This window comes from Halovenus marina, from assembly GCF_051414115.1.
Lineage (GTDB): Archaea > Halobacteriota > Halobacteria > Halobacteriales > Haloarculaceae > Halovenus > Halovenus marina.
Genome location: NZ_JBLKNZ010000001.1, coordinates 2,288,767 through 2,307,676 on the forward strand (window position 1 = coordinate 2,288,767; position 18,910 = coordinate 2,307,676).

General features: G+C 46.0%; 20 protein-coding genes. 6 read left to right on the top strand and 14 right to left on the bottom strand.

Going from position 1 to position 18,910, the window contains the following annotated elements; translation table 11 throughout:
* The first annotated feature begins 105 nt into the window (after positions 1-105).
* A complete protein-coding gene (locus tag ACMGFL_RS11715) occupies positions 106-1,113 on the top strand; it encodes a Cdc6/Cdc18 family protein (protein ID WP_436935719.1) in 1,008 nt (335 codons plus the stop codon).
* Between the two features lie 21 nt (positions 1,114-1,134).
* Here the strand turns inward: ACMGFL_RS11715 and ACMGFL_RS11720 are convergent, their stop codons facing one another.
* From ACMGFL_RS11720 to ACMGFL_RS11735, 4 genes are all read right to left on the bottom strand, one after another.
* Complete coding sequence (locus ACMGFL_RS11720; protein ID WP_436935720.1) at positions 1,135-2,154, bottom strand: LamG-like jellyroll fold domain-containing protein; 1,020 nt, start codon at positions 2,152-2,154, stop codon at positions 1,135-1,137.
* A gap of 258 nt (positions 2,155-2,412) precedes the next feature.
* Entirely contained in the window at positions 2,413-2,790 is a 378-nt protein-coding gene (locus ACMGFL_RS11725; RefSeq protein ID WP_436935721.1) for a DUF8104 domain-containing protein, read from the bottom strand.
* A gap of 34 nt (positions 2,791-2,824) precedes the next feature.
* Complete coding sequence (locus tag ACMGFL_RS11730) at positions 2,825-2,977, bottom strand: hypothetical protein (protein ID WP_436935722.1); 153 nt, start codon at positions 2,975-2,977, stop codon at positions 2,825-2,827.
* An 82-nt stretch (positions 2,978-3,059) separates the two neighbouring features.
* Complete coding sequence (locus ACMGFL_RS11735) at positions 3,060-4,292, bottom strand: tyrosine-type recombinase/integrase (protein WP_436935723.1); 1,233 nt, start codon at positions 4,290-4,292, stop codon at positions 3,060-3,062.
* A gap of 381 nt (positions 4,293-4,673) precedes the next feature.
* On the opposite strand from ACMGFL_RS11735, the gene ACMGFL_RS11740 reads away from it, so the two are divergent.
* The gene (locus ACMGFL_RS11740) at positions 4,674-6,257 is read left to right on the top strand and encodes a hypothetical protein (RefSeq protein WP_436935724.1); all 1,584 of its coding nucleotides are present in this window, start codon (positions 4,674-4,676) and stop codon (positions 6,255-6,257) included.
* Between the two features lie 383 nt (positions 6,258-6,640).
* On the opposite strand, the gene ACMGFL_RS11745 is transcribed toward ACMGFL_RS11740, so the two are convergent.
* Positions 6,641-6,997 carry a hypothetical protein gene (locus ACMGFL_RS11745; RefSeq protein ID WP_436935725.1) on the bottom strand — a complete coding sequence of 119 codons (357 nt, stop codon included), beginning with the start codon at positions 6,995-6,997 and terminating at the stop codon, positions 6,641-6,643.
* 83 nt (positions 6,998-7,080) lie between these two features.
* Positions 7,081-9,024, bottom strand: coding sequence for an ATP-binding protein (locus ACMGFL_RS11750; RefSeq protein ID WP_436935726.1), 1,944 nt, complete (start codon positions 9,022-9,024; stop codon positions 7,081-7,083).
* Positions 9,025-9,205: 181 nt separating this feature from the next.
* Here ACMGFL_RS11750 and ACMGFL_RS11755 point away from each other — a divergent pair, with 181 nt between their 5' ends.
* Positions 9,206-9,496, top strand: a complete 291-nt coding sequence (locus ACMGFL_RS11755) for a UPF0175 family protein (RefSeq protein ID WP_436935727.1) — start codon at positions 9,206-9,208, stop codon at positions 9,494-9,496.
* A 4-nt stretch (positions 9,497-9,500) separates the two neighbouring features.
* Positions 9,501-10,010: a PIN domain-containing protein gene (locus tag ACMGFL_RS11760; RefSeq protein ID WP_436935728.1), complete on the top strand. Its 510-nt coding sequence runs from the start codon at positions 9,501-9,503 to the stop codon at positions 10,008-10,010.
* A gap of 12 nt (positions 10,011-10,022) precedes the next feature.
* On the opposite strand, the gene ACMGFL_RS11765 is transcribed toward ACMGFL_RS11760, so the two are convergent.
* Both ACMGFL_RS11765 and ACMGFL_RS11770 read right to left on the bottom strand, forming a co-directional pair.
* Positions 10,023-10,400, bottom strand: a complete 378-nt coding sequence (locus ACMGFL_RS11765) for a hypothetical protein (protein ID WP_436935729.1) — start codon at positions 10,398-10,400, stop codon at positions 10,023-10,025.
* 62 nt (positions 10,401-10,462) lie between these two features.
* Positions 10,463-10,795: a hypothetical protein gene (locus ACMGFL_RS11770; protein ID WP_436935730.1), complete on the bottom strand. Its 333-nt coding sequence runs from the start codon at positions 10,793-10,795 to the stop codon at positions 10,463-10,465.
* 142 nt (positions 10,796-10,937) lie between these two features.
* Between ACMGFL_RS11770 and ACMGFL_RS11775 the strand changes: the two genes are divergently transcribed.
* A complete protein-coding gene (locus tag ACMGFL_RS11775; RefSeq protein ID WP_436935731.1) occupies positions 10,938-11,957 on the top strand; it encodes a hypothetical protein in 1,020 nt (339 codons plus the stop codon).
* Between the two features lie 20 nt (positions 11,958-11,977).
* Here ACMGFL_RS11775 and ACMGFL_RS11780 read toward each other — a convergent pair whose 3' ends face one another.
* Positions 11,978-12,592 carry a hypothetical protein gene (locus tag ACMGFL_RS11780; RefSeq protein WP_436935732.1) on the bottom strand — a complete coding sequence of 205 codons (615 nt, stop codon included), beginning with the start codon at positions 12,590-12,592 and terminating at the stop codon, positions 11,978-11,980.
* A 293-nt stretch (positions 12,593-12,885) separates the two neighbouring features.
* On the bottom strand, positions 12,886-13,851 hold the full coding sequence (locus ACMGFL_RS11785; protein ID WP_436935733.1) for a DUF932 domain-containing protein: 966 nt from the start codon (positions 13,849-13,851) through the stop codon (positions 12,886-12,888).
* 204 nt (positions 13,852-14,055) lie between these two features.
* Here ACMGFL_RS11785 and ACMGFL_RS11790 point away from each other — a divergent pair, with 204 nt between their 5' ends.
* Positions 14,056-14,664: a hypothetical protein gene (locus ACMGFL_RS11790; protein ID WP_436935734.1), complete on the top strand. Its 609-nt coding sequence runs from the start codon at positions 14,056-14,058 to the stop codon at positions 14,662-14,664.
* A gap of 19 nt (positions 14,665-14,683) precedes the next feature.
* Here the strand turns inward: ACMGFL_RS11790 and ACMGFL_RS11795 are convergent, their stop codons facing one another.
* Genes ACMGFL_RS11795 through ACMGFL_RS11810 form a run of 4 tightly spaced genes read right to left on the bottom strand, consistent with a single transcriptional unit; the run spans position 14,684 to position 18,720 of the window.
* Positions 14,684-16,687 carry a helicase HerA-like domain-containing protein gene (locus ACMGFL_RS11795; RefSeq protein ID WP_436935735.1) on the bottom strand — a complete coding sequence of 668 codons (2,004 nt, stop codon included), beginning with the start codon at positions 16,685-16,687 and terminating at the stop codon, positions 14,684-14,686.
* A gap of 10 nt (positions 16,688-16,697) precedes the next feature.
* Entirely contained in the window at positions 16,698-17,087 is a 390-nt protein-coding gene (locus tag ACMGFL_RS11800; protein ID WP_436935736.1) for a hypothetical protein, read from the bottom strand.
* A gap of 6 nt (positions 17,088-17,093) precedes the next feature.
* The gene (locus ACMGFL_RS11805) at positions 17,094-18,131 is read right to left on the bottom strand and encodes a hypothetical protein (RefSeq protein WP_436935737.1); all 1,038 of its coding nucleotides are present in this window, start codon (positions 18,129-18,131) and stop codon (positions 17,094-17,096) included.
* A complete protein-coding gene (locus ACMGFL_RS11810) occupies positions 18,088-18,720 on the bottom strand; it encodes a hypothetical protein (protein WP_436935738.1) in 633 nt (210 codons plus the stop codon). Before ACMGFL_RS11810 ends, ACMGFL_RS11805 begins: the two co-directional genes overlap by 44 nt.
* Between the last annotated feature and the right edge of the window lie 190 nt (positions 18,721-18,910).

Sequence of the window (18,910 nt, forward strand, 5' to 3'; positions counted from 1 at the left end):
TTCACTTGAACAATATATATATATCAGAGTTGGGCTGGCCAGACTTTTCAAATGAAACCCGGTTCAACTCAACCAGTGTAACTCCTTCAGTCGAAGTATCTCTATATGACCGTAATCGAAGACGTGACGCCGCTAAAACAAAGTCATCTACCTGAGAAAATCATCGACAGAGAACAAGAACAGCAGCTTCTCCACAAAAATTTGGAAGTGAGAAACCTGCATGTCCACGGCCCCAGGGGAACAGGAAAAACACATCTTGTAAAGAAAGCAATAGGGGAGGCAGAAACCAGGACTTGCTACATCAACTGCCTGAAACACGACACACAGTACAAGGCCCTACAGCAAATCCTATCCCAGTTGTCTCAAGCCGAGGTAAAGTCAGGATACCATACTTCCGAACTCCAGCGAAGAATCGAAAAACAAGCACTGGATACTACAATCGTTCTAGACGAACTCGACTTTCTGCTCTTGAACGACGGCGACGACCTAATCTACTATCTCTCAAGACTGGAGAATACACCGACGATTACAGCAATCACGTCAAACACCGAAGACCTAAGCGAAGAACTGGAGCCACGGACATACAGCTCCTTCCAGCCCCGGCAGATACAGTTCGAACCATACACCGGAGAACAAATATACGAGATACTGGCAGACAGAGCATGGAAAAGCCTGGAGAGCCGGTCAGTACATAGAAACGCAGTAACTTATATCGCCTCCACAACACAAAACATAGAGATCGCATTAACCTGGCTTCGAACTGCGGCTCAAAAAGCAGAAGACACAGTGACGGAAGATCTCGTCCAAGAAATCAAGGAAGAAGCTTTCGAACTCTATACTGAAACCAAGCTTCAGCACCTATCACAACACCACAGAACACTGTACCAAGCCCTAAAAGAACTCTCAAAAGAGGGAGACCATGTTGTACAGGCTGGAGACATATACCAGAGATATCGGAAGAATGCTTCGAGGCAAGATGGAGAGACTCTGTCAGATCGGAGGATCAGCGACTTCCTGAAACAACTGGAACATCTGAACCTTATCGAAGCAAAATACCATTACGGAGGTAGAAAAGGGAAAACACGAGAAATACAACTCAACAAACCAACATAATATACACGGACACCAAGTGACTCATCCGCTTATCCGTCCCGTATTATACAGATTAGATATCTCTGTGCTTGTCAACCCCCGGTCATATAGCCTCAAGTCGTCTATATCTCCGTTATATGCTTCTCCGCCAGCTCCTGTCGCTCCAAATGATGTCTGTCCTGAATCATCCAGTGAGATTGATCCAATATTATTGGAGTTGTCAAGCGTTGAATCAACATATAATTCCAGGTCTGACCCATCATATTGTGCGACAATATGATTCCACGATCCAGCGGCATACGATCCGCTAAATCCGACATCATATTTCGTCCCCGTACTGTCAAAAATGAAGAACTGATCTTGGGCCGCGTGCCAACGAAGCAGTATTTTTGCAGAAGCAGAATACACTCGGTCGTTGCTTGATTCGGACGTGCTGTTGGAGTCATCGGGGTTAATCCAAAGTGCAAGTGCAAACGTATCCGTGATCTCCCCAAATCCGCTGTCAGAGAATATTTCAACGTTGTCATCTACCCCGTCAAACGAATACGCTTCGTTTGTCGAATAGGTCTGATTTGCCCCGCTCACTCCAGTTGTTGGGCCGTTGATTGTGCCGTCATTATCTCCCCATACGTCAATAGCGGTTCCCGATGACGTATCACCATTATCAAGTGTGTATCGAGCGATCCCGCTCTCGGGTATCGCGGTAGAGATTAGGTTGGTTTTGTATGTTGTGTTGTTGTATCGTGTTTTGAGTTGTTGGTTGGATTTGTCTAGCCAGATTTGTTGGTTGTTGTCTGTAGTTTTTGTTGATTTAGTAGGTATTTGTAGTTCGTTACTGGCTTTTACACGGTCCGCTATTAATTCGGTTAGGTTTGCTTGTTCTGCATCTATTTTTCCGGTTGTGTCTACCGAAAAGTTCGGGTTTTCCTGTGAGCTACTGTTATAGTATTCTAAAGGATTATTTGATCGGATGTTAAACGCAGAAGTACTGGGCAGCATCGCTAACGCTCCAAGACCTGCCGCACCTGTACCCATCTTCTTCAAGAAGTCTCTTCGTGACAATTCGTTGGAGGAGTCTAGTTGTTGCTTGGCTTTCTCTTCTATCCGTTCCTCTACTTTTTTCTCTACTTCTTGTTCGACTCGGTCGTTGAGTCGTTCCTCGACTCTTCTCTCTACTTCTTCATCCAGTTGCTCTCTAAGCCTTTTCCGGACTTTTTCTTCGATTATTTCATCGATATTTTTCTCAGTGATAGAAGTTGTCCACCTTTAGCAACTTTTCTGTATCAGATATTTTTAACTTTTTGTAAGAAACTATTGTATTCAGAGTAGCTGGGTGAGGTCGGTTTCCTCCAATTCGTTGAGTTCCCGAAGAAGTTCTCTTCTCTCTTTCTCCAGTTCCTGTTTGTCTCTCCAGTGTTGGACTCGTTCTTCGCGTAGAAGGTTGTAGAACTCCGTTACTTTCTGCTTCAGTTCATCGACGTTGCCGGTCAGTTTGTATGCTTTCTCAAGGCGTTCCAGGTACCAGTCCAGCTTGGACTCCAAGTCCTCCCTGTGTTGCTCGAAAATCGCTTCTCGCTCCTCTAACTGCTGTTCAATCCGGTTCAACTCTTCTTCCAGCCGTAGCTCCTGCCGGTCGTGAGACTGCTTCAAGAATTCTTCAACGTCGAGATCTTTATTTCCGTATTCGAAGTACTCCACAACTCAGGTATTTGAAAAGGAAGAGGGAAACAGGTTATTCCTCACCGCTCTGCGTAAGACCCTGGTATTCCCTTGCCTTCTCCCTGTACAGCTTCGGTAACTCCTCAAGCTCTTCATCACTCCAAGAATCAACCTTCTCCAACAGTTCCTCGGCTTCATGAAGCAACCCTGCGGATAGTCGTTTCATGAAAAGAGATGGTAGTTGAATCAGGAAATACCGGTTGATTGGCTGACCTTCGATTGCCTGAACCAATTAGCCGGGAGAGTCTCTATCCATCAATCTTCTCCAGTTTCTCCAAGACACCTTTCTCATCAAGTTCGGCCAAGCGTTCCAATACTTCCTGCTTCTCCTCCCGGTTTGTTTCCTGTTCTAGGCTGAGGGGACGACCGCAGTTCCGGCACTCGGAATACGTCGACTGGTTTTTCGTCCCGCAGAACGGACAGTCTTGGCTTTGATCCTGCTTTTCTCCGGTGCTTAGTCCATACTTTTCTCTAATAGCTTTGTTGACGTCGTCGTTGTTGAGGTGGACGTAGACCTTTGCCCTATCTGATCCTGGTTTCCAGCCAGCGAACTTGTTCAACTGCTCGTATCCCATGAACGTTGCAACCTCGGTTAAACGGGTGTGCCGCAGATTATACGGCCTCCGCTTATTCTCTGGGATATCCGCTCGCTCACAAGCATCTTTGAATCGTCTCCTGAAACCATCATACTTCATCCGATCCGCAAGGTCTGGCTCATAACTACAGGAATCATCGTGATGGTGAGGTATCTCTCCACAAGTCTTACAGGCTTGCTGTTCTGTCTTCACCCAGAGTGGAGCGTTCGGAGCTTCGATATCGCCTGGTTCTCCGCCAAGCGGATGAGAGGCAATCCATTCACGAAGCGGACGCCCAGAACGGACAAGCTGGTTCGTCCTGTCCGGTGTACCTTTTGCTCCCTCTAAGAAGATGAAATCACCCTTCTCGTTGGTTGTGAAATCCCCGATGTTCCGTGAGAGGAGTTCTCCGGGCCGGGCAGCAGACTCGTAGAGAACGTAGGTAAATGCCCTATCTCGGGTGCTGGTGAAGTTCCTGAGCAACTGCTTCAGTTCACCGTCAGTGAACAGGTCTTCCCGTGAGACAGACGTCGGCTTGTTGTTCTTGTGAACAGAGAAGAACTTGATTTTCTCCGGTGCCTGCCCCCGATTCTCAACTGTGTAAAATTTATTGATCGCACTTCGGAACTTGTGCTTTGTAGACTCAGCGTAGTCACTCCGGTTAAGCTCCGCGACAAGATTCTTTAGCTCTTCCTCAGAAGCACCCCGTATTCGGAAGTTTTCCGGTGCGAACTTGTTGAGTACAGTCTTCCATGCGTATATGTGGCGTTGCTGCTGGCTCTCACCGATACCTTCTGCGGCAGCGTGGTTGATCAAATCCCGTACCGCCTCGAAGTTCTCCTGCGAGACTTCGTCCTCCAGATTTTGAAGAGCTTTAGATACATCGATGTATTCGGTTGTGGTCATACTGGTGGTTCACGGAAATTAGAGAGAAGGAAGGACGGGAGACACTGAGGTTCGAATGATGGTCGATCCATCGAACGCCGGGTTCACTTGACCGGGTAAATCGCTTCTCGTCTTTCTTTTGCACCCGGCCTCGCTTGGTGTCCATTGAACCGTTCGTAGATTGGACTCTCTGGCCGTGGAATGAACGGTTCTAGAGTCTTTACTGAGTTGCTTTGACTCTTTCCTTCCTTCGTTTGGTTTGTTAAGAAAAGTATGGTCTAGAAATCTTTAAAATATAGGGGATAAGACAAAGCCACCATACGAAGTAGTGATATCGGGGAATTCAGTGGCTCAGTCAGAAGCGTGAAAAGAACTTAAGGCCACTTTTCCATTAGAAGGGATATGGCAGGTTCGGAAAAGGAGATTGAAGATTGGTGGGTATCCTTCATCAAAAGCCGTAGAAGTGAAGAACAAGCTTCTTTTCACACGGTTCAGGACTACAGTTCGCCCTGTCAGGTGGAGGTTTTCTGGATTGATGAACCTCTTGAAGGCCAGCTAATATTTGTTACCAGAGACCGCGACCGTCCAGATAAAGACGTTGTTGTAAACGGGCCGTACTCGGGGGAGCATTTTATTGAGAAAGTCGCGGAGATAAGTGAAGAAGAAAGATGGCAGCAGAAGGTACCCCCACAAGATTTCAAAACTCCGCCAGGCCGAGACCCACAAAGGGCGGACGTATTGGCAAGCCTTATCTCAAAATTAACTGGGAGACTAGAACAATCCATATTCAGCGATCTGTCTTCGCCTGGACTAGGATTTTTGGATCAAGGCCGTCTGTGGCCGCAAGGCTCGTATCGTATTCTGACAGGGAACGTAGTAGATATAGATACGTCGAATAACACAAGCACTCAAAACACCGAAGATGATGAAAATGGGGAGGTGAAACAAATAGATGAATCGTCAGAGGACTCGGGTGAAAAAGAGGAAGAGAGCCCAAAACCGGCTGGAGGTGGCTTTATTTATCCTGCTGTATGGATAGATAACCCTCCAGAGAGAACATTTGCTGAGAAAGTCTGGGATCCACAATTCCGAGAAAATGAGATAGTATATGAGGATGAGATCCTGGGAAGAGACTTTATAGCATTTAGAGATGGGTTGTTGGCACTTACAATAGAAGTGCCTGCAGACTCGTCAAATGGAGATAATGAAGGACAAAAGAATGACGCTGATACAGTTTTAGAGATTCTAAATACAGTATTAGGAATAGGAACCATAGGACAGCGATTCCAATGGAGATCACTTCAACCTCGAGAATTCATTTCAGGTAAAATCGGCTCAGAGGGATTCAAAAATCACCATGCTGAGTTATCAACCCCGTCAGGAAGGAATCAATTGCTTTCCGGAGAGTCTCGACCAGCTGACCATGAAAGAGGGTTGATCTCGTCAGAACGGCTCGGATATCTACTACAGGTTACTGAGGACATATATGGCGAATCCGATCTACATGAGTTGATTGATCTTCATCTACAAGCCCACACACATTTCTTAGATGATGAATATACCGCTTCCTTCTTGTTGAATTGGACGGTGGTCGAGCAATTCGTCGAGATGATAACTGAACGCGATCTCCGGGATGAACATAATGTGAACCGCGATCGACGGGAGAGTATTTTTGATGGATCGCACTGGTTTATTAGCCATATACTTGAACTAGCTGAAGTTGCAGATATTATAGATAATGGGATTTATTCAGAGTTAGATCGGCACCGTAGCAAACGCAACGATATTGTACACGATATGGAGACCGCCTCAGTTGAGAGAGCGGAGGATCTTGACCATTTAGTATCTGAGCTGCTGTGTCGGGAAGTCAATAATCGTTTGGATTCTACAGACGTAGAACAATTAGAGCATATGGCTATCCCAATGAAACCAAAAACTAGACGAGCATTTCGAGACGGCGAATACAAACCGAAAAAATGGAGATAGCTTAGATATTACTGAAGAAGGTGTTATACTACGTCTGAGGCAAAGTAGTGTTCGTAACTAGTGGCTGTCCGTTGACTAGCAGATCTGCGAAATGTCTCGTCTTGTTTTTCATCGTGGTCACTCATTGGTCGAGTATCGACTTCAACAATAGTTGTGTGTCCGTTCGTAAATTGAAATACAATATCGGGGACTTCGCCGCTGATTGGATCAGGATCGGGATATTTTCCGACGTTATCTGCCTTTGTAGTATCAACACTGCTCTGATTCTGGGTTCCTTTGATAAGCGACCGAACTGCTCTGTCGTGTTTCCCCATGATATATTCATCATAGGCTACATTCATAATTTTTCTCCTTGGATTCGTTTCTCTACACCGTGGAGAGTTTCATCGATTGAAAAGATTCCTGAGATAATCCTTGAACCAGGAAATTATTCCGAAGAACGGGAGTTTTGGTAGTGCAAGGAGTGGTGCGAGCATTGCGATTAGAATTGGGAGTAGAAAGATTTGGCTGGCTTGTTGGGAGATCAGGAGAAAGGTGCCGATTAGAGCGTTGGCTGATACGAAGATGCAGTAGATGATGAAAGGAAGTGTTTCTTCTGGTGCTCTTTCATACAGGATTCTTCGGCCTTTCTTGTTCTCGTGGGTGGCTTTCGCTTCCTCTTTGTCCGCAACAGATTGATTGTATTCTTTCAGTTGCTGCTGTTCTTCGTTTGAAAGCTCAAGAAAATCCTGCTCTTCCATGTAACGTAATTCAGATTTTAAATCTCATAGAACTGTTTCAACCCTCGTTACTTTCCGATATCCTGAAACCGTTGAACTAGCTGTCAGGGGAGGTTCTCAGACTTTTGAAAGTCCCGAAGCAGTCTAAATACTAGTTGATCTGTGTCTATGCCTTGTTCTTCTATTCTCTGTTTCAGTCCTTCCTGTATCTCCTTGTTTCGGCAGGTGATCCAGAGTATGAATCCTCTTTCGAGGTGCTTCTCTACGTGTTTGATTTCTCTTGGGTTGTCTCCCATCGCTACTTCGATTGCTAACTCGGTGTTTCCCATGTTGACGTAGATGTCGGCTTCGAACTTTTCAAGGAATGCGTGCCAACCTGCTTCTTCGAATGCGTCTCTAATGAAGTGCTGCCAGTACCTGTGGATGATTCCACCTCGGCCTTGGTGTTTCGTATCCAGATCTAGAGTGTTTTCTGCGTAGCTCCGGCCTTTCTCTGTGAGTTGGAGGAGTTTCCTGTTTTCCCCGTTCTTGACTTTTCTCTCTACTGCTATGCTCTGGTCGACAAGTTCGTTCTTGGCTTTGTTTCCTTTGTAGCTGCTTGAGAAACGCTGGTAGCGTTCGGTGAGAGGCTTGAACGGGTTTTCGATTATGTCTTTGAGGAGCCGGTTTGCGTTGTTGGAGAGGTCTATCCGGTTTGGGTCGTCGAGGACTTCTTTCTCCGGTTGTTCTTCGGTTCTTCCCGGTGCGATCTTCTGGTCGAATTTCCGGGTGGTCTTCCTTGGTTCGTGGCTCAGGTTTTCCCATTTGTTTCTCTGCTTTTGTTCGAGTTTCCGGTCTGTGACGTCTTTCTCTACTGTGTAGTTTCTGAGTTTCACTGGGACTGGAGTACGGTTACCGACCTGGACAACTGCTTCCCCGGTTTCAAGCTCTTGTGCGAACTCTGCCTGCCTCTCAGACAGGTTCATCGCCTCGGTCATGGCTTGGAACTGCTTCCTTCCGGCCGTAGGCAGCAGAAGTTTGGTGTAGGTATTGGCCTTGATCGAGTCAGTCAATTTGGATGCCTCCTGGTCTGCGACGACTAAACCTTCGCCAAACTCTCTCATCTTGGCGGTAAGTTCGTCAATCTCCGGGATTCCCGCGGCGTCCTGACGCTCCTTGTAGACAGAGAATACTCGTTTCCCCTCGTCGAGAAAGAAGACGTGGTTGAGTCCCTGGTTCCTATGGTTCTGAGCTAGTCTGTACTCGTAGACATATGCGAACAAGATCTCCATGAGAAAGTTCTGTACATCCCTGGAAAGACCGTCAAACTCGAAGACGATATCTCGATGTAGTAGTTCCGGGATGGAGTAGCCTGTGCTACAGTCGAAGACAGTACCGGCAACAAGGTTCATGGCTTCAAGCCGGTTGAGCAAGGTGTCACGGTAATCCGCCTGCTTCCGAACATAGTTCACTCCCTCAGATTTTATCAACAACTCCAGTTCATGCAGAGACGGGTAAGGAGCAGAAACCTCCTGAAACAAGTTGTACAACCGGTAGAGCTCAACAATCTTCTTCAACAAGTAGTTCTTCGACCCGCTGAGAAGAGCCGTGGCGTGGCCGAACACCTCAGAGAAAACCTGAGCCCACCTCCTCGGCGGAACATCTTTTGGTGGCTTTAGAGGGTTGAACCTGAGCTCTGTCCACGGCAACACAAGAACATCGATATGCCGGTAATCCTGTTTAAGATCGAAAGCCCAGAACGGCTTATCAACCTCACTCATCAAACCGTAGAACAAAGTAGTCTTACCGGAACCAGACTGGCCGACAGCCAAGAGATGCTTCGTGAGGTCTTCCTGAGGAAGGTAGAACGGCTGATTCCTAAACGTCTCACCGATTTCTACGTTCCCGGACACATTCGGAGAGTCGAACGGATGTTGCCAATACTGTAAGGAACTATCAAGCACCGCCTTTCCCGCAAGTTTGGTGACATGCTGGTTTTCAGATAACCCGGCAGCATACACCAACTTTTGAAGCTCTGAGTCATCAAGAAGATTGTTCTGCTTTGCCAACCTCAAAATCCGTTCCTTATCACTATTCATTATACAGCATATTTGTTGCAGGAAGCTCTAACATTCCATCTTAACACCGGTATTCGCTTGGAAGAGGTCTTCAAAACAGGCTGCGGCAATATGCAGCCATAGTGTTTTATAGCTTCCACACTCAAATTCATCTAAGAGGTTACCATGAGCTATGATTGATGTTGAAGAGAGTATCGACATCCTCTGGGAGAAAGGACAGTTCTCTTCACGGGAAGAATTCCTGAACGAAGCACTGCGAAGCTTCCTAAAAGAACACCCGGAACTCCGTGTCGAACTAGCGGTGGAACAGTTCAAAACAGGGACAGTCAGTTTGAACAGAGCAGCTGAGATCGCAGGCATGAGTCCTGAAGAATTCAAAGACGTTCTATCAGACCACAACGTAGACCGCGAACCCGGTTTTCTATCAGAAGACGAGCGAAAAGATCAATTAAACAATCTGTGATCCTATGGCTGTTGTCGACAATAATATCCTCAGTTCACTTGCTAAGATCGACCGGCTTGAAATTCTAAATCAGCTATTTGAGGAACCGGTTACTGTTCCATCAGTAGTTAAAGAACTTCACAGCGATGAAGTAGCTGGATACGGATTTGTCTCGAAGATAGACGAAGTAAAGAGCTACAACGGTGGCTGGCTTCAAATAAAATCTCTTTCAGATACTGAACTAGAACTGGCAGAAGAAATAGTCGATACTTCACTGTCTTTCACTGACGCGGAATGTATCGCGGTCTCCGAAAGCCGCGGCCAGCGGCTAATCACAGATGACGGTCACGTCGGAGAGATTGCATCTCAACGCGAAGTCGAGGCCTGGGATTTGAAACTACTGATCGAAGCAGCAGTATACAAAGACGTAATCGAAACACAATCCGAGTTGGACGATATTATCAGAGGTCTTCGACAGAAAGACAACTACAAATTCTCAGAAAAAGACAAAAGGGACCTTTCGAGCCTTCTGTAACCTACTTTTTCCTCACCAGTCAGTCAATCCTGCCTGTTCTGTCAACACCTCGGTTGCTTCTTCGACTTTTGTGTTCCCTGATTTTCGGAGTACTAGTCCGTCGTAGCGTTCTTTGCTGTGTTTGTCTGCGAGGCTTTCGAGGTAGTTTTCTGCTTCTTCGATGGAGTTGAAGAATGGGTCGACGATTTCTTCTCCGGATTCTGTGTGGTAGACGACGCCGTTTTCTCCGCTCCAGTAGTACTGTGTCCGGCTGCCTCCGTCGGTCAACACTTCTTCTGCTTCTTTCCTGAAGGCTTGGTCTATGGCTTGTTTGTAGTGTGCATCGGGGAAGTAGTTCTCCAGTTCGAATCGGAGAGGGCCGGAGAAAGAGGTGCCGCCGGTAAGGTTCATCCAGTACGGTTTTTCTTCCTCTACGTACTGTTTCTCCTCAACGTATTCTTCTATGAGGTCGTCTATTTCTCGTTGTATTCTGAATCACCTCCGAGAAGTGCTTCTAACTCGGTTTCGTAGATGCCGACGATGTCTTCAATCTCTCCGCCGTCCGGGAACAGGTCTTCACCGCTTCCGATATCTACGTCGACACGGTAGGCTCCGGCCTCCTCCAGTTGTTCCTGCGTAAAGTATCCGTACTCCCACCGGTCATACGTCTTCGGAGACTTCACCCGGCCGTAATAGAGATCGTCGCCCTCTTTTTCCAGTGCCTCCCACCGCCAGTCAGGCAATAATAAAGCCTCCCAAGCAGCGATAGGATCGTTCGAGTCCTCATGTCCAGACTTGTCCTTCATGTGAGATCACAGAAATAGAATAGAGACTACAAATACAGGTTTAGCTGAAGACCATCTTTCTCTTGGAATCCAGATGTTGAGACGTTCGGTTATTGAAATAGTCAGCTTTAAGTTGTGTTCTGTCGGTTATTCACAAACAATAATGGATGAAGAAGGTCAAATTGATCTTCCCAAGACGCAAGGAACTATTTTGGAGTGGATCTACCGTGAAGAAGAACAAGATTTCTTTAATAGAGAGACTTGTTTCCTAAGTTCTGAGTTATACGAGAAGTTTGGACAATATGCGTTTCATTCTGAAGAAGATCCTATTTCTATAGATTCAGAGATCGAAGGTTTTCATGAAGTGGACAATAAGGCAATCCAGTACCTGCAAAAAGGGGACAGAGTAGAGATAGATACGGACATCCGACAAGTTTTAGAAAAGGAAGATGTTCCGTATAGTGCTGCTGACTTTTTACTTTCGGAACAGTTCCAAAAACAAGCATCAAGCCAAGGAACGTTGTTGGTAAGGATTAGCTCCGGTAAGTTACCGGTCGACACTATACGTTTCTTTGCTGACTTTGAAAAGAAGATTCGTTCAAAGAACAGTAACGTAACCAATAATGCTAATAGATCCAGTTACAGCGGGCCTTTGTTTGCTTACAGTAATGAGAAAGGAAAATCGCAGGATGATCTAGATCCAGATTCACTGCTCGAACTTAAATCGCCGATAAACACCGGCTGGAAAAATAACAATAGCGTGTCACCACAAAATATAGGCAATCAGATGAAAAATAATGGATGGTCAGGGTTTGCTACTAAGAATCCTGCAGTAACTGGAACACGTTACATTATAACAAACCTATCTAATGGAATCGGCCTACAAAAACAGAAGGATCAAGCTGGGAAATCAAAGAGTGTCTTTCCCAGTCACCAGTGGCATATTCGATTCTTTGACATCCCAGATGTTATGGATGCAACTTTTCAAGTAGCAGGACAGGCACACCGTGATCCACCCCACCACAATAATCCCATCCAAACACACGGCTGGAAATTCAGTCAAAGTAGAAACGAAGTCAAAACAGACTGGCAGCAACTCGGAGCCCACTCAAGCACATTATACATCGGGAATAAAGATGGTTTTTCGTCAAGTCAAGGAAAGCAGGTACAGATAGACCCCTAACAAAGATTCTCCAAGATTAACTAAGGGGCAGCCATCTCCTCAGGCTCAAAAGAAGCCTCTTTCAACCGGCGGTAGACAAGCTCTCTTAGACCATTAAAAATTGCCACCTGCTTGTATTCCTCGTGTGTGTAGGTTCGTAAGGCACCGTCAATAACCGGTTCATTACTGGAATTATCGAGAATTGACTCTATTTCATCACTGTACCACGATTCAAAGCCTGCCAAAGCACCGAGGGTCTCATGATAATCAGTTCCCTCAATATAGCTGTTGGCAATATCACCACCGTGTACAATCTGACTATCTGCCTGTTGAAAGCTCCCAACTGCTTCTTGGAAGATATGGCTTGTTTCAGTAATCGAAATGGCTTCCTCAGAATATTGGTTAATATTTTCTTTTTCTTCGTGTAATTCTTCAATAGGCTCCATTAGCTCTTGGATATACTCTTGTATTTGGCTTGAGAATCGCTCAAGACCCTTCTTATCTGCTTCTTCTTGAAGAAACAAGGATCCCGTCAGGGCATACATCAAGTTAGAATTACACGTCGGATATCCCTGTTCTTCTATAGCTTCATCAAGATCTCGAAGATAATCCTCTTGAAATTCAGGATGCTCCAGTTCAATCCCGAATATGATCATCTATACCAGCTCCGATGGGACGGCAAATACCGGGTGGTTGTGTGCTATGAGTTCCATGAGTGCGATTAACATGGGCCTGGCGAACAATTAAATCTATTGATGTGTGCAGGTATAAACTTTTTGGCGGATTCTTAACACATTCCCAAACAATAATCCGAGATAACCCAATAGATATAAAGAAGAATTGGAAGATGCAGGAGGATATAAAAGAAAATTCCTGGAGATGGCCAAGGAATCCAATTATATAAAACCGGAGATTTGATCTCTCAAAGATTGGTTTTCTAGGCAGAGTTCTATCCGATGTTTTCAATCTCGTGGTATTCCATTAGGTCTCGGACTGTCTCTGTCTCGCCGTCCCAGTACTCCTCCGTTTCAGACTCGTCGGCCTCCACCAGGCTTCTTGCACGGTTTTGAACAGTGTTCTCCCCAAGGATTTCAGGATGCGGAATACCGTCCCCGTACTCCAAGAGTTCGGCTGCCTTTTCGTATCCGTCGTCGAGGACGTACTCCGGTGTATCCTGTACGGATAAGTGGGTGAGTGCGTATGTGGCTGCGTTGTAGGTTTCGTAGAGAGACGGGTTGTCCGGGTCGTCGACTTCTTCGTGCAGTGCGTTGACCAGGTCAGAGGTCGGGTTCTCTAAGTACTGGTCGATACCCAGGTCATGGAGTATGAGAAGTGCCTCGTCCTGGTTAAGCAGTGTCCGTTCCCTTGCTTCCTCCAAACGCTTCTCTACTTCATCGGCTCCGTCAATCATGGCGTCGACCGCATGGTACGCAAGCTGGGGCTGGAACGGTTCTCCGTGGGTCTGCTCAAAACTGTGGTCTGCGACAAATGCGGTCATCCCGTTGCTGCACACCATGCGTTCCGCACCGGGCTCGTACTTCACACCGTGGTAGCCCGAGTGACCGCTTCTCGTGTGAAGCTGCAACGCGATCTCGTCGCCTTCGACCGGTTCGACAACCTCGCCTAACCCGATCTTGGCACTCATCTTGTGCCGGGTAGGCGAAATCGTGACATGGCCTTCGGGCTCCACTCCACGGCTCTCCATGCCTTGTCCGACAGCCTCCAAGATATCCCCGTACTGGATCACGTTGTAGAAGTCGTCGCTGCTGGACACCTCGCCAGCCATCTCCGGATCCTCCTCGTCAGTCCAGAGACTATCCCTCCACGGAACCTGCGTCCACTCATCCATTTCCTCATGCCGGGCATAGACATCCTGACGCTCAACATCCGGAAGCTCTTCTGCGGTTTCAAACAACTCGTTTAAATCATCGAAAGTGTAGGTATCGCCTTGAATAATGAGTTCACCTTTACAGAAAGAAAGGTGAATAAATAGGTAATTACTAATCGATAACCGAATTTCGGTTGAATGGCAATATCAACCAAAATTAATTTAAAAATACTTACCTATTAGTAGTAATAGGTGGTTCGTCTTTTGGAAGATGGTTATTTGGATATAGATGTGTCTATAGAGGACAGCCTGTACGAAGAAGTAGAATCCGCAGAAAGAGAACTGGTCGAGAGAGGTCTTAGACCGGAAAGTTATAAATTATCGCTACTAGCAGTCGCAGAACATCCGGCTGATCTTCCCGAAAAAACTCTCAAAAGTAGCGTTTTGGTAGGAGTTGAAGGTGTAAATATAGAAGAGGAATACAAGAAATTTGATCCTGATAACGAATATGAGTTCTCACAAGGAGTTACTCCTAAGCCGGAAAATGACTCTGGTTTGGTGGAAACTCTAATAGAGGCGTTAGAGGAAGAAGCAACAATAGTATCATCAACAATAAGTTGGTACTCAGATAGTGTTGTCGCCACCCTCAATAGAGTTGATCCATATGAAGAAGTCCTTAGAAAAGGTTCAAAAGAACAAAGAACTACAGAGGTAGACTCAGTAGAATATTTTGTGAAGACACAGGGAGAAGCAACCGGGTTAAAACAAGCAGTTGAGTTATTGGAAGAGAATGGGCATCTCGGAGTTAGACACACTCAGCACAATAACGATAAAACCATCCTACAATACGAAGAAACTAAAGGGAGTTTTTCTGAATTAGATCAATTAAAACAAGAATAGGACTCCGCATTATAGCTTTTCACAGATCAATTCTGAAAACAGTAGCTGTGTTCCCATAACGTTCTTGTTCTTCTGTTTTCAAAACACTTTCCTCCTGAAGTTCTGACAGAATACGATTAGTCCTACTTGATCCATAGGGAGAACACTCAATAACTTTATTTTTTGATGGGAGTTGGTCTTTTCTTCGAATATAGTCTTTTATTGCTTCTACTACCTCTCTTTGCTCATCACTAAGAGAGTTAGAACCATCTTTTTCAAATACTTCACCATCTGAATGTTGTGTTAATAACTCCGAATTTACGTTTTCTGATTGATATAGCAAATCTAATTCCTGAAGAGTACTACGTGTAACTTCCTCAACACGGCTCAACGGCTTTCGAATATCCAACTTAATAGAACTAAAACCTCGGCCGGTAAACCAAGCCTCACCTTGATTCAAACCGATAATATTCTTCTCGTTCTCCAAATAGCTCTGAGCATAATCCCAATACTCACCTTGTAAAAAGAAGTTACCTACAGTATTTTGCCGGATATGCTTATACTTCCTGTTGAAATCCATGGGAGACTGGGTCACCAACACAATATGTACGCCGAACTTCCGAGTCTCACGCACGGCCTCCTGAATACTCTCCGCACTCTCCCCGTCACTGAACAGATGAGCCTCATCCAGGAACACGAACACAGGAGTGTCAGTTTGACCTATATCCGCAGCACTGTCAAACAAGTCATGGACAAAATTTTGTCTATCCGCAGGAGATAGAGACTTCAACGAGACAAAAGAAGCCCCCTTGAAAAACTCAGTAAAGTTATCCGGTTCATCCAAAAGCAACTCATCACCCGGCAGATAATAATCACCGACTAAGCCAGTCCCCTCAGAGTCGAACTTTTGGAAAGCAGAGACAGCTTGGAAATCACGCGGAGTAATTGACACTATGTTATACTCCATTACAAGACAGTTTTCCAGTAAAACACGTTTTGTATAGGTTTTTCCTGAACCAGTGCTGCCTACCACATAGAAATGAGGCTGTTCGGCAAGATCTACACCGAACGTCATATCTGTACCCGAAACATTACCGATTAAAGGCCCCGTATTTTCCACAGAAGAAACATCAGCACTCCCGGTCTTTCTTAAATGTTGCAACACAGCATTCACAGAACGAGCAGCTCCAGCCTTCGCCTGTTCACGCACCAACCCATCAATTTCTAAGTCTTTATCGGCAAATGCCATATACAGTTCTAGCATACCAGCCAAGTCATGATGATCGATATCTTCCTCTGGATGAACCAAAGGAGTGTAAAAATGCTGCAACAACTGGTGCGGGGTATCTAACTCGGTGAATTTTAGCCGAAATTTTTCGCCCTGAAGCTTTTGTTTGATACTCCGGTCACAGCGATTTTTTAAATCCTGTAACTGCCGACTCACCACGCTTTTAAATTGCGTTTCAGTGGTTCTCTCAAATCCATTTGACACCGAAAAACACACTGACACCGCATAACCCTTCGACTCCCACTCACCCTTCAACTGCTTCAAAAATTCTAGTCTACTCACCACACGATCCAACTCTTCATCCAAATCCTCCAACTCCTGTTTAATACGCTTATAACGACCCTCCACCACTTCATCCAAGCTTCCAGAACCTTGCAGACTCATAGACCTCTCCAAAGAAGACAAAGAAGCCTCCAACTCAGATTTCCGGCTCAACAACTCCTCACTTCTACCAGCCAACCCCTCAGCCTCCTCTTCAATACCAGTTATATCGCCGGAAACAGAATCCGCAAAGTCCACAGACAAACGAAAACCAGTAAAACTATCCCGAAGATACCGACTCATCTTCGACAAATTACGCGTCCACAACTCACGGCCCTCCTCACTCTGAGAGACCAATCTAAAACCAGCCACACAACGAACCCAAAAACCATCTCCTCCTGATGCATCTAAAACATCCACAGCCATACCAGACTCCCTCTCCCAAAACCAAAAACGCCCCAAACCAGGAAAACCACCAAGACGAACCAAATCCATAACTCAACACCTAATCACCAAACAAACCACCGCCATCTGAATCATCAGAACCAGTATCATCATTCAAACGACCAGGATTATACGGACAAGAAGAAAAAGCGATGTCACCAGAATAAACCTTACCATCAGAATACCTCATCGTAGGCCCAGTACAAACCTGTTTAAAACCATCGCCATTAGGGTCAGGCAACGGAAAAATACCGCAGATATAATTACCGCGGCCTCTAGCAGGAGAACCGCCTACACAAGAGATCAGCATACGGCCCTCATCATCCAGCTTAACACTTCCCAGAGAGATAACTTTATCAGCTAACTCAGACTTGCTGGAAACATTCAAATCATCAGCTGAAGAATCACTCGACTCGATTAAATCCTCCAAGTCAACGTCTTCTGGATTCATTATAACTCACTTACTCGAATCATCGAAATCTAACTCCTTGAAATTACCGCCGTAATCTTCAAACTGATTGAAAGAATTATCCCCAGGAGTTAACCTATCTCTAATACTCTCCGTGCTATCAGACTCATTAATCATCCTTGCCAAAGCAATCATCTTATCAATCCGATCCATCTCCTCACTGTGCTTATCCTTATCCAACTGGCGGCTATGCTCCGACTTAGCCTTCCACTCCTGTAACTCGGCCTCAAACTCATCCATAAGCCTGCTGTGCTCATCATTAACCCGTTTCTGCTCAAACTCCCTCTCCTTCTTCCACTTCTCCAACTCAGTCTCAAGCTTATCCATTTTCTCTTCGTGCTCCTGACGCCTAACCTCCAACTTTTTATCAACACGATCCAACTCTCTTTCATGACTTGCCTGCTTCTCCTTCTCCTCTAACTCAGCACGCTGCTTCCTCTCCTCCAAACCAGCCTCAACCATATCCATACGTTCACGATGCATCTGCTCACGGCTCTCCAACTCCCGGCTGTGCTCAACCTCTTCCTGAACATCTTGGCGGCAAATCGGACAATAAGTCTCATCCTTCACACCATGCCCCATCGTACAACTACTACACAAAATCGTGCCACACGCCTCACACTCATTCCGACACGACGGACACACCTTAGTCCCGCACTCAGTACAAGTACCTGTCAAATGCACCGGCTCACCGTCCTCAGTAGGAATATAACTACAGCTAGGGCAACGAGGACGTTTCTTCACGGTCACCGACACACGACTACCGTCCTCCAACAAATACTCGTTCGTAATGTCGCCCGCCGTGTCCTCCCCCGGCTCAAATTCTTTAATTACAGAGATTTCCGTACTCGACACATCAACGAAATCCTTAGCGGACTCAGAATGCGTTACCGGCTGCTCCTCCAGCGAAACACTAGAATCCTGTAAATCGACATCAGCACCAATCTCATCCAACAACTCCTGCACGCGGGCCTTCGTATCCCTAGACACTGTTACCACCTCCACCACTACTGCCAGAACCACCATCGCCAGCCACACTATTACCGCCGGAAACACCGGTATCTGTGCCGCCGCCGTCACTTCCTAAATCAGAGTGGGCCTCCGGACCTGAAGGAGTATAACCACTCTCAGACACCGTCGCCACATCTTCAGAAGCACCATCACCATAATCCGGAGCAGATCCACCAGTACAACCATGCTTAGACTCACCAGCATGAGCGTCCGCATCTCCAGCCGCAGCATCAACCTCACCCGGATCAACACCCAGATCAGCCTCAAAATCAACAAAAGAAGCCCAGCCCGGATTATTTACGGCGACCTTCGCCACAGCCTCCACCTCAGAATCTGCACCAACCAAAGACGGATCATCAACCACGTCGGAAAAAACATGGTGATTCTCAACCGCACGACTAGCCAACTCACCCTCCGACTTACTACTGTAACTACTACGGCGGGAACTCCTAGCAAAATAACTCGAATTACTAGGTGGCTTTACATCCACTTCACCGCTCTGTTCAATAACGACGGAACCACCATCATCTAGCTCCTCTCTTATTTTTTCATCTCTACTAACCACGTCTGTGATCCAATTTAGAATTCTCCGAATAATAGTCATACCTGTCTATAACCAGATGCTTATCCGTAAAAAGCACTTTGCCGAAGTCCTCGTCGATCCTATTTTACTGAATATCGATAAAAGAGAGTTTTTACGAAACACGGGGTGGTTCATAGCCAATACACCCCTGTTTCACATCCGGATTCGCTGAGGCTCCGAATCACCAGATGGAAAACGGAATTACAGTAAA

What these genes read in the sequence shown, in the direction of transcription:
- ACMGFL_RS11715 (WP_436935719.1), top strand. Translation starts at nt 106, where the DNA reads ATGACCGTAATCGAAGACGTGACGCCGCTAAAACAAAGTCATCTACCT.
- ACMGFL_RS11730 (WP_436935722.1), bottom strand. Translation starts at nt 2,977, where the DNA reads ATGAAACGACTATCCGCAGGGTTGCTTCATGAAGCCGAGGAACTGTTG.
- ACMGFL_RS11735 (WP_436935723.1), bottom strand. Translation starts at nt 4,292, where the DNA reads ATGACCACAACCGAATACATCGATGTATCTAAAGCTCTTCAAAATCTG.
- ACMGFL_RS11740 (WP_436935724.1), top strand. Translation starts at nt 4,674, where the DNA reads ATGGCAGGTTCGGAAAAGGAGATTGAAGATTGGTGGGTATCCTTCATC.
- ACMGFL_RS11745 (WP_436935725.1), bottom strand. Translation starts at nt 6,997, where the DNA reads ATGGAAGAGCAGGATTTTCTTGAGCTTTCAAACGAAGAACAGCAGCAA.
- ACMGFL_RS11755 (WP_436935727.1), top strand. Translation starts at nt 9,206, where the DNA reads ATGATTGATGTTGAAGAGAGTATCGACATCCTCTGGGAGAAAGGACAG.
- ACMGFL_RS11760 (WP_436935728.1), top strand. Translation starts at nt 9,501, where the DNA reads ATGGCTGTTGTCGACAATAATATCCTCAGTTCACTTGCTAAGATCGAC.
- ACMGFL_RS11765 (WP_436935729.1), bottom strand. Translation starts at nt 10,400, where the DNA reads ATGAACCTTACCGGCGGCACCTCTTTCTCCGGCCCTCTCCGATTCGAA.
- ACMGFL_RS11770 (WP_436935730.1), bottom strand. Translation starts at nt 10,795, where the DNA reads ATGAAGGACAAGTCTGGACATGAGGACTCGAACGATCCTATCGCTGCT.
- ACMGFL_RS11775 (WP_436935731.1), top strand. Translation starts at nt 10,938, where the DNA reads ATGGATGAAGAAGGTCAAATTGATCTTCCCAAGACGCAAGGAACTATT.
- ACMGFL_RS11780 (WP_436935732.1), bottom strand. Translation starts at nt 12,592, where the DNA reads ATGATCATATTCGGGATTGAACTGGAGCATCCTGAATTTCAAGAGGAT.
- ACMGFL_RS11795 (WP_436935735.1), bottom strand. Translation starts at nt 16,687, where the DNA reads ATGGATTTGGTTCGTCTTGGTGGTTTTCCTGGTTTGGGGCGTTTTTGG.
- ACMGFL_RS11800 (WP_436935736.1), bottom strand. Translation starts at nt 17,087, where the DNA reads ATGAATCCAGAAGACGTTGACTTGGAGGATTTAATCGAGTCGAGTGAT.
- ACMGFL_RS11805 (WP_436935737.1), bottom strand. Translation starts at nt 18,131, where the DNA reads ATGGTGGTTCTGGCAGTAGTGGTGGAGGTGGTAACAGTGTCTAGGGAT.
- ACMGFL_RS11810 (WP_436935738.1), bottom strand. Translation starts at nt 18,720, where the DNA reads ATGACTATTATTCGGAGAATTCTAAATTGGATCACAGACGTGGTTAGT.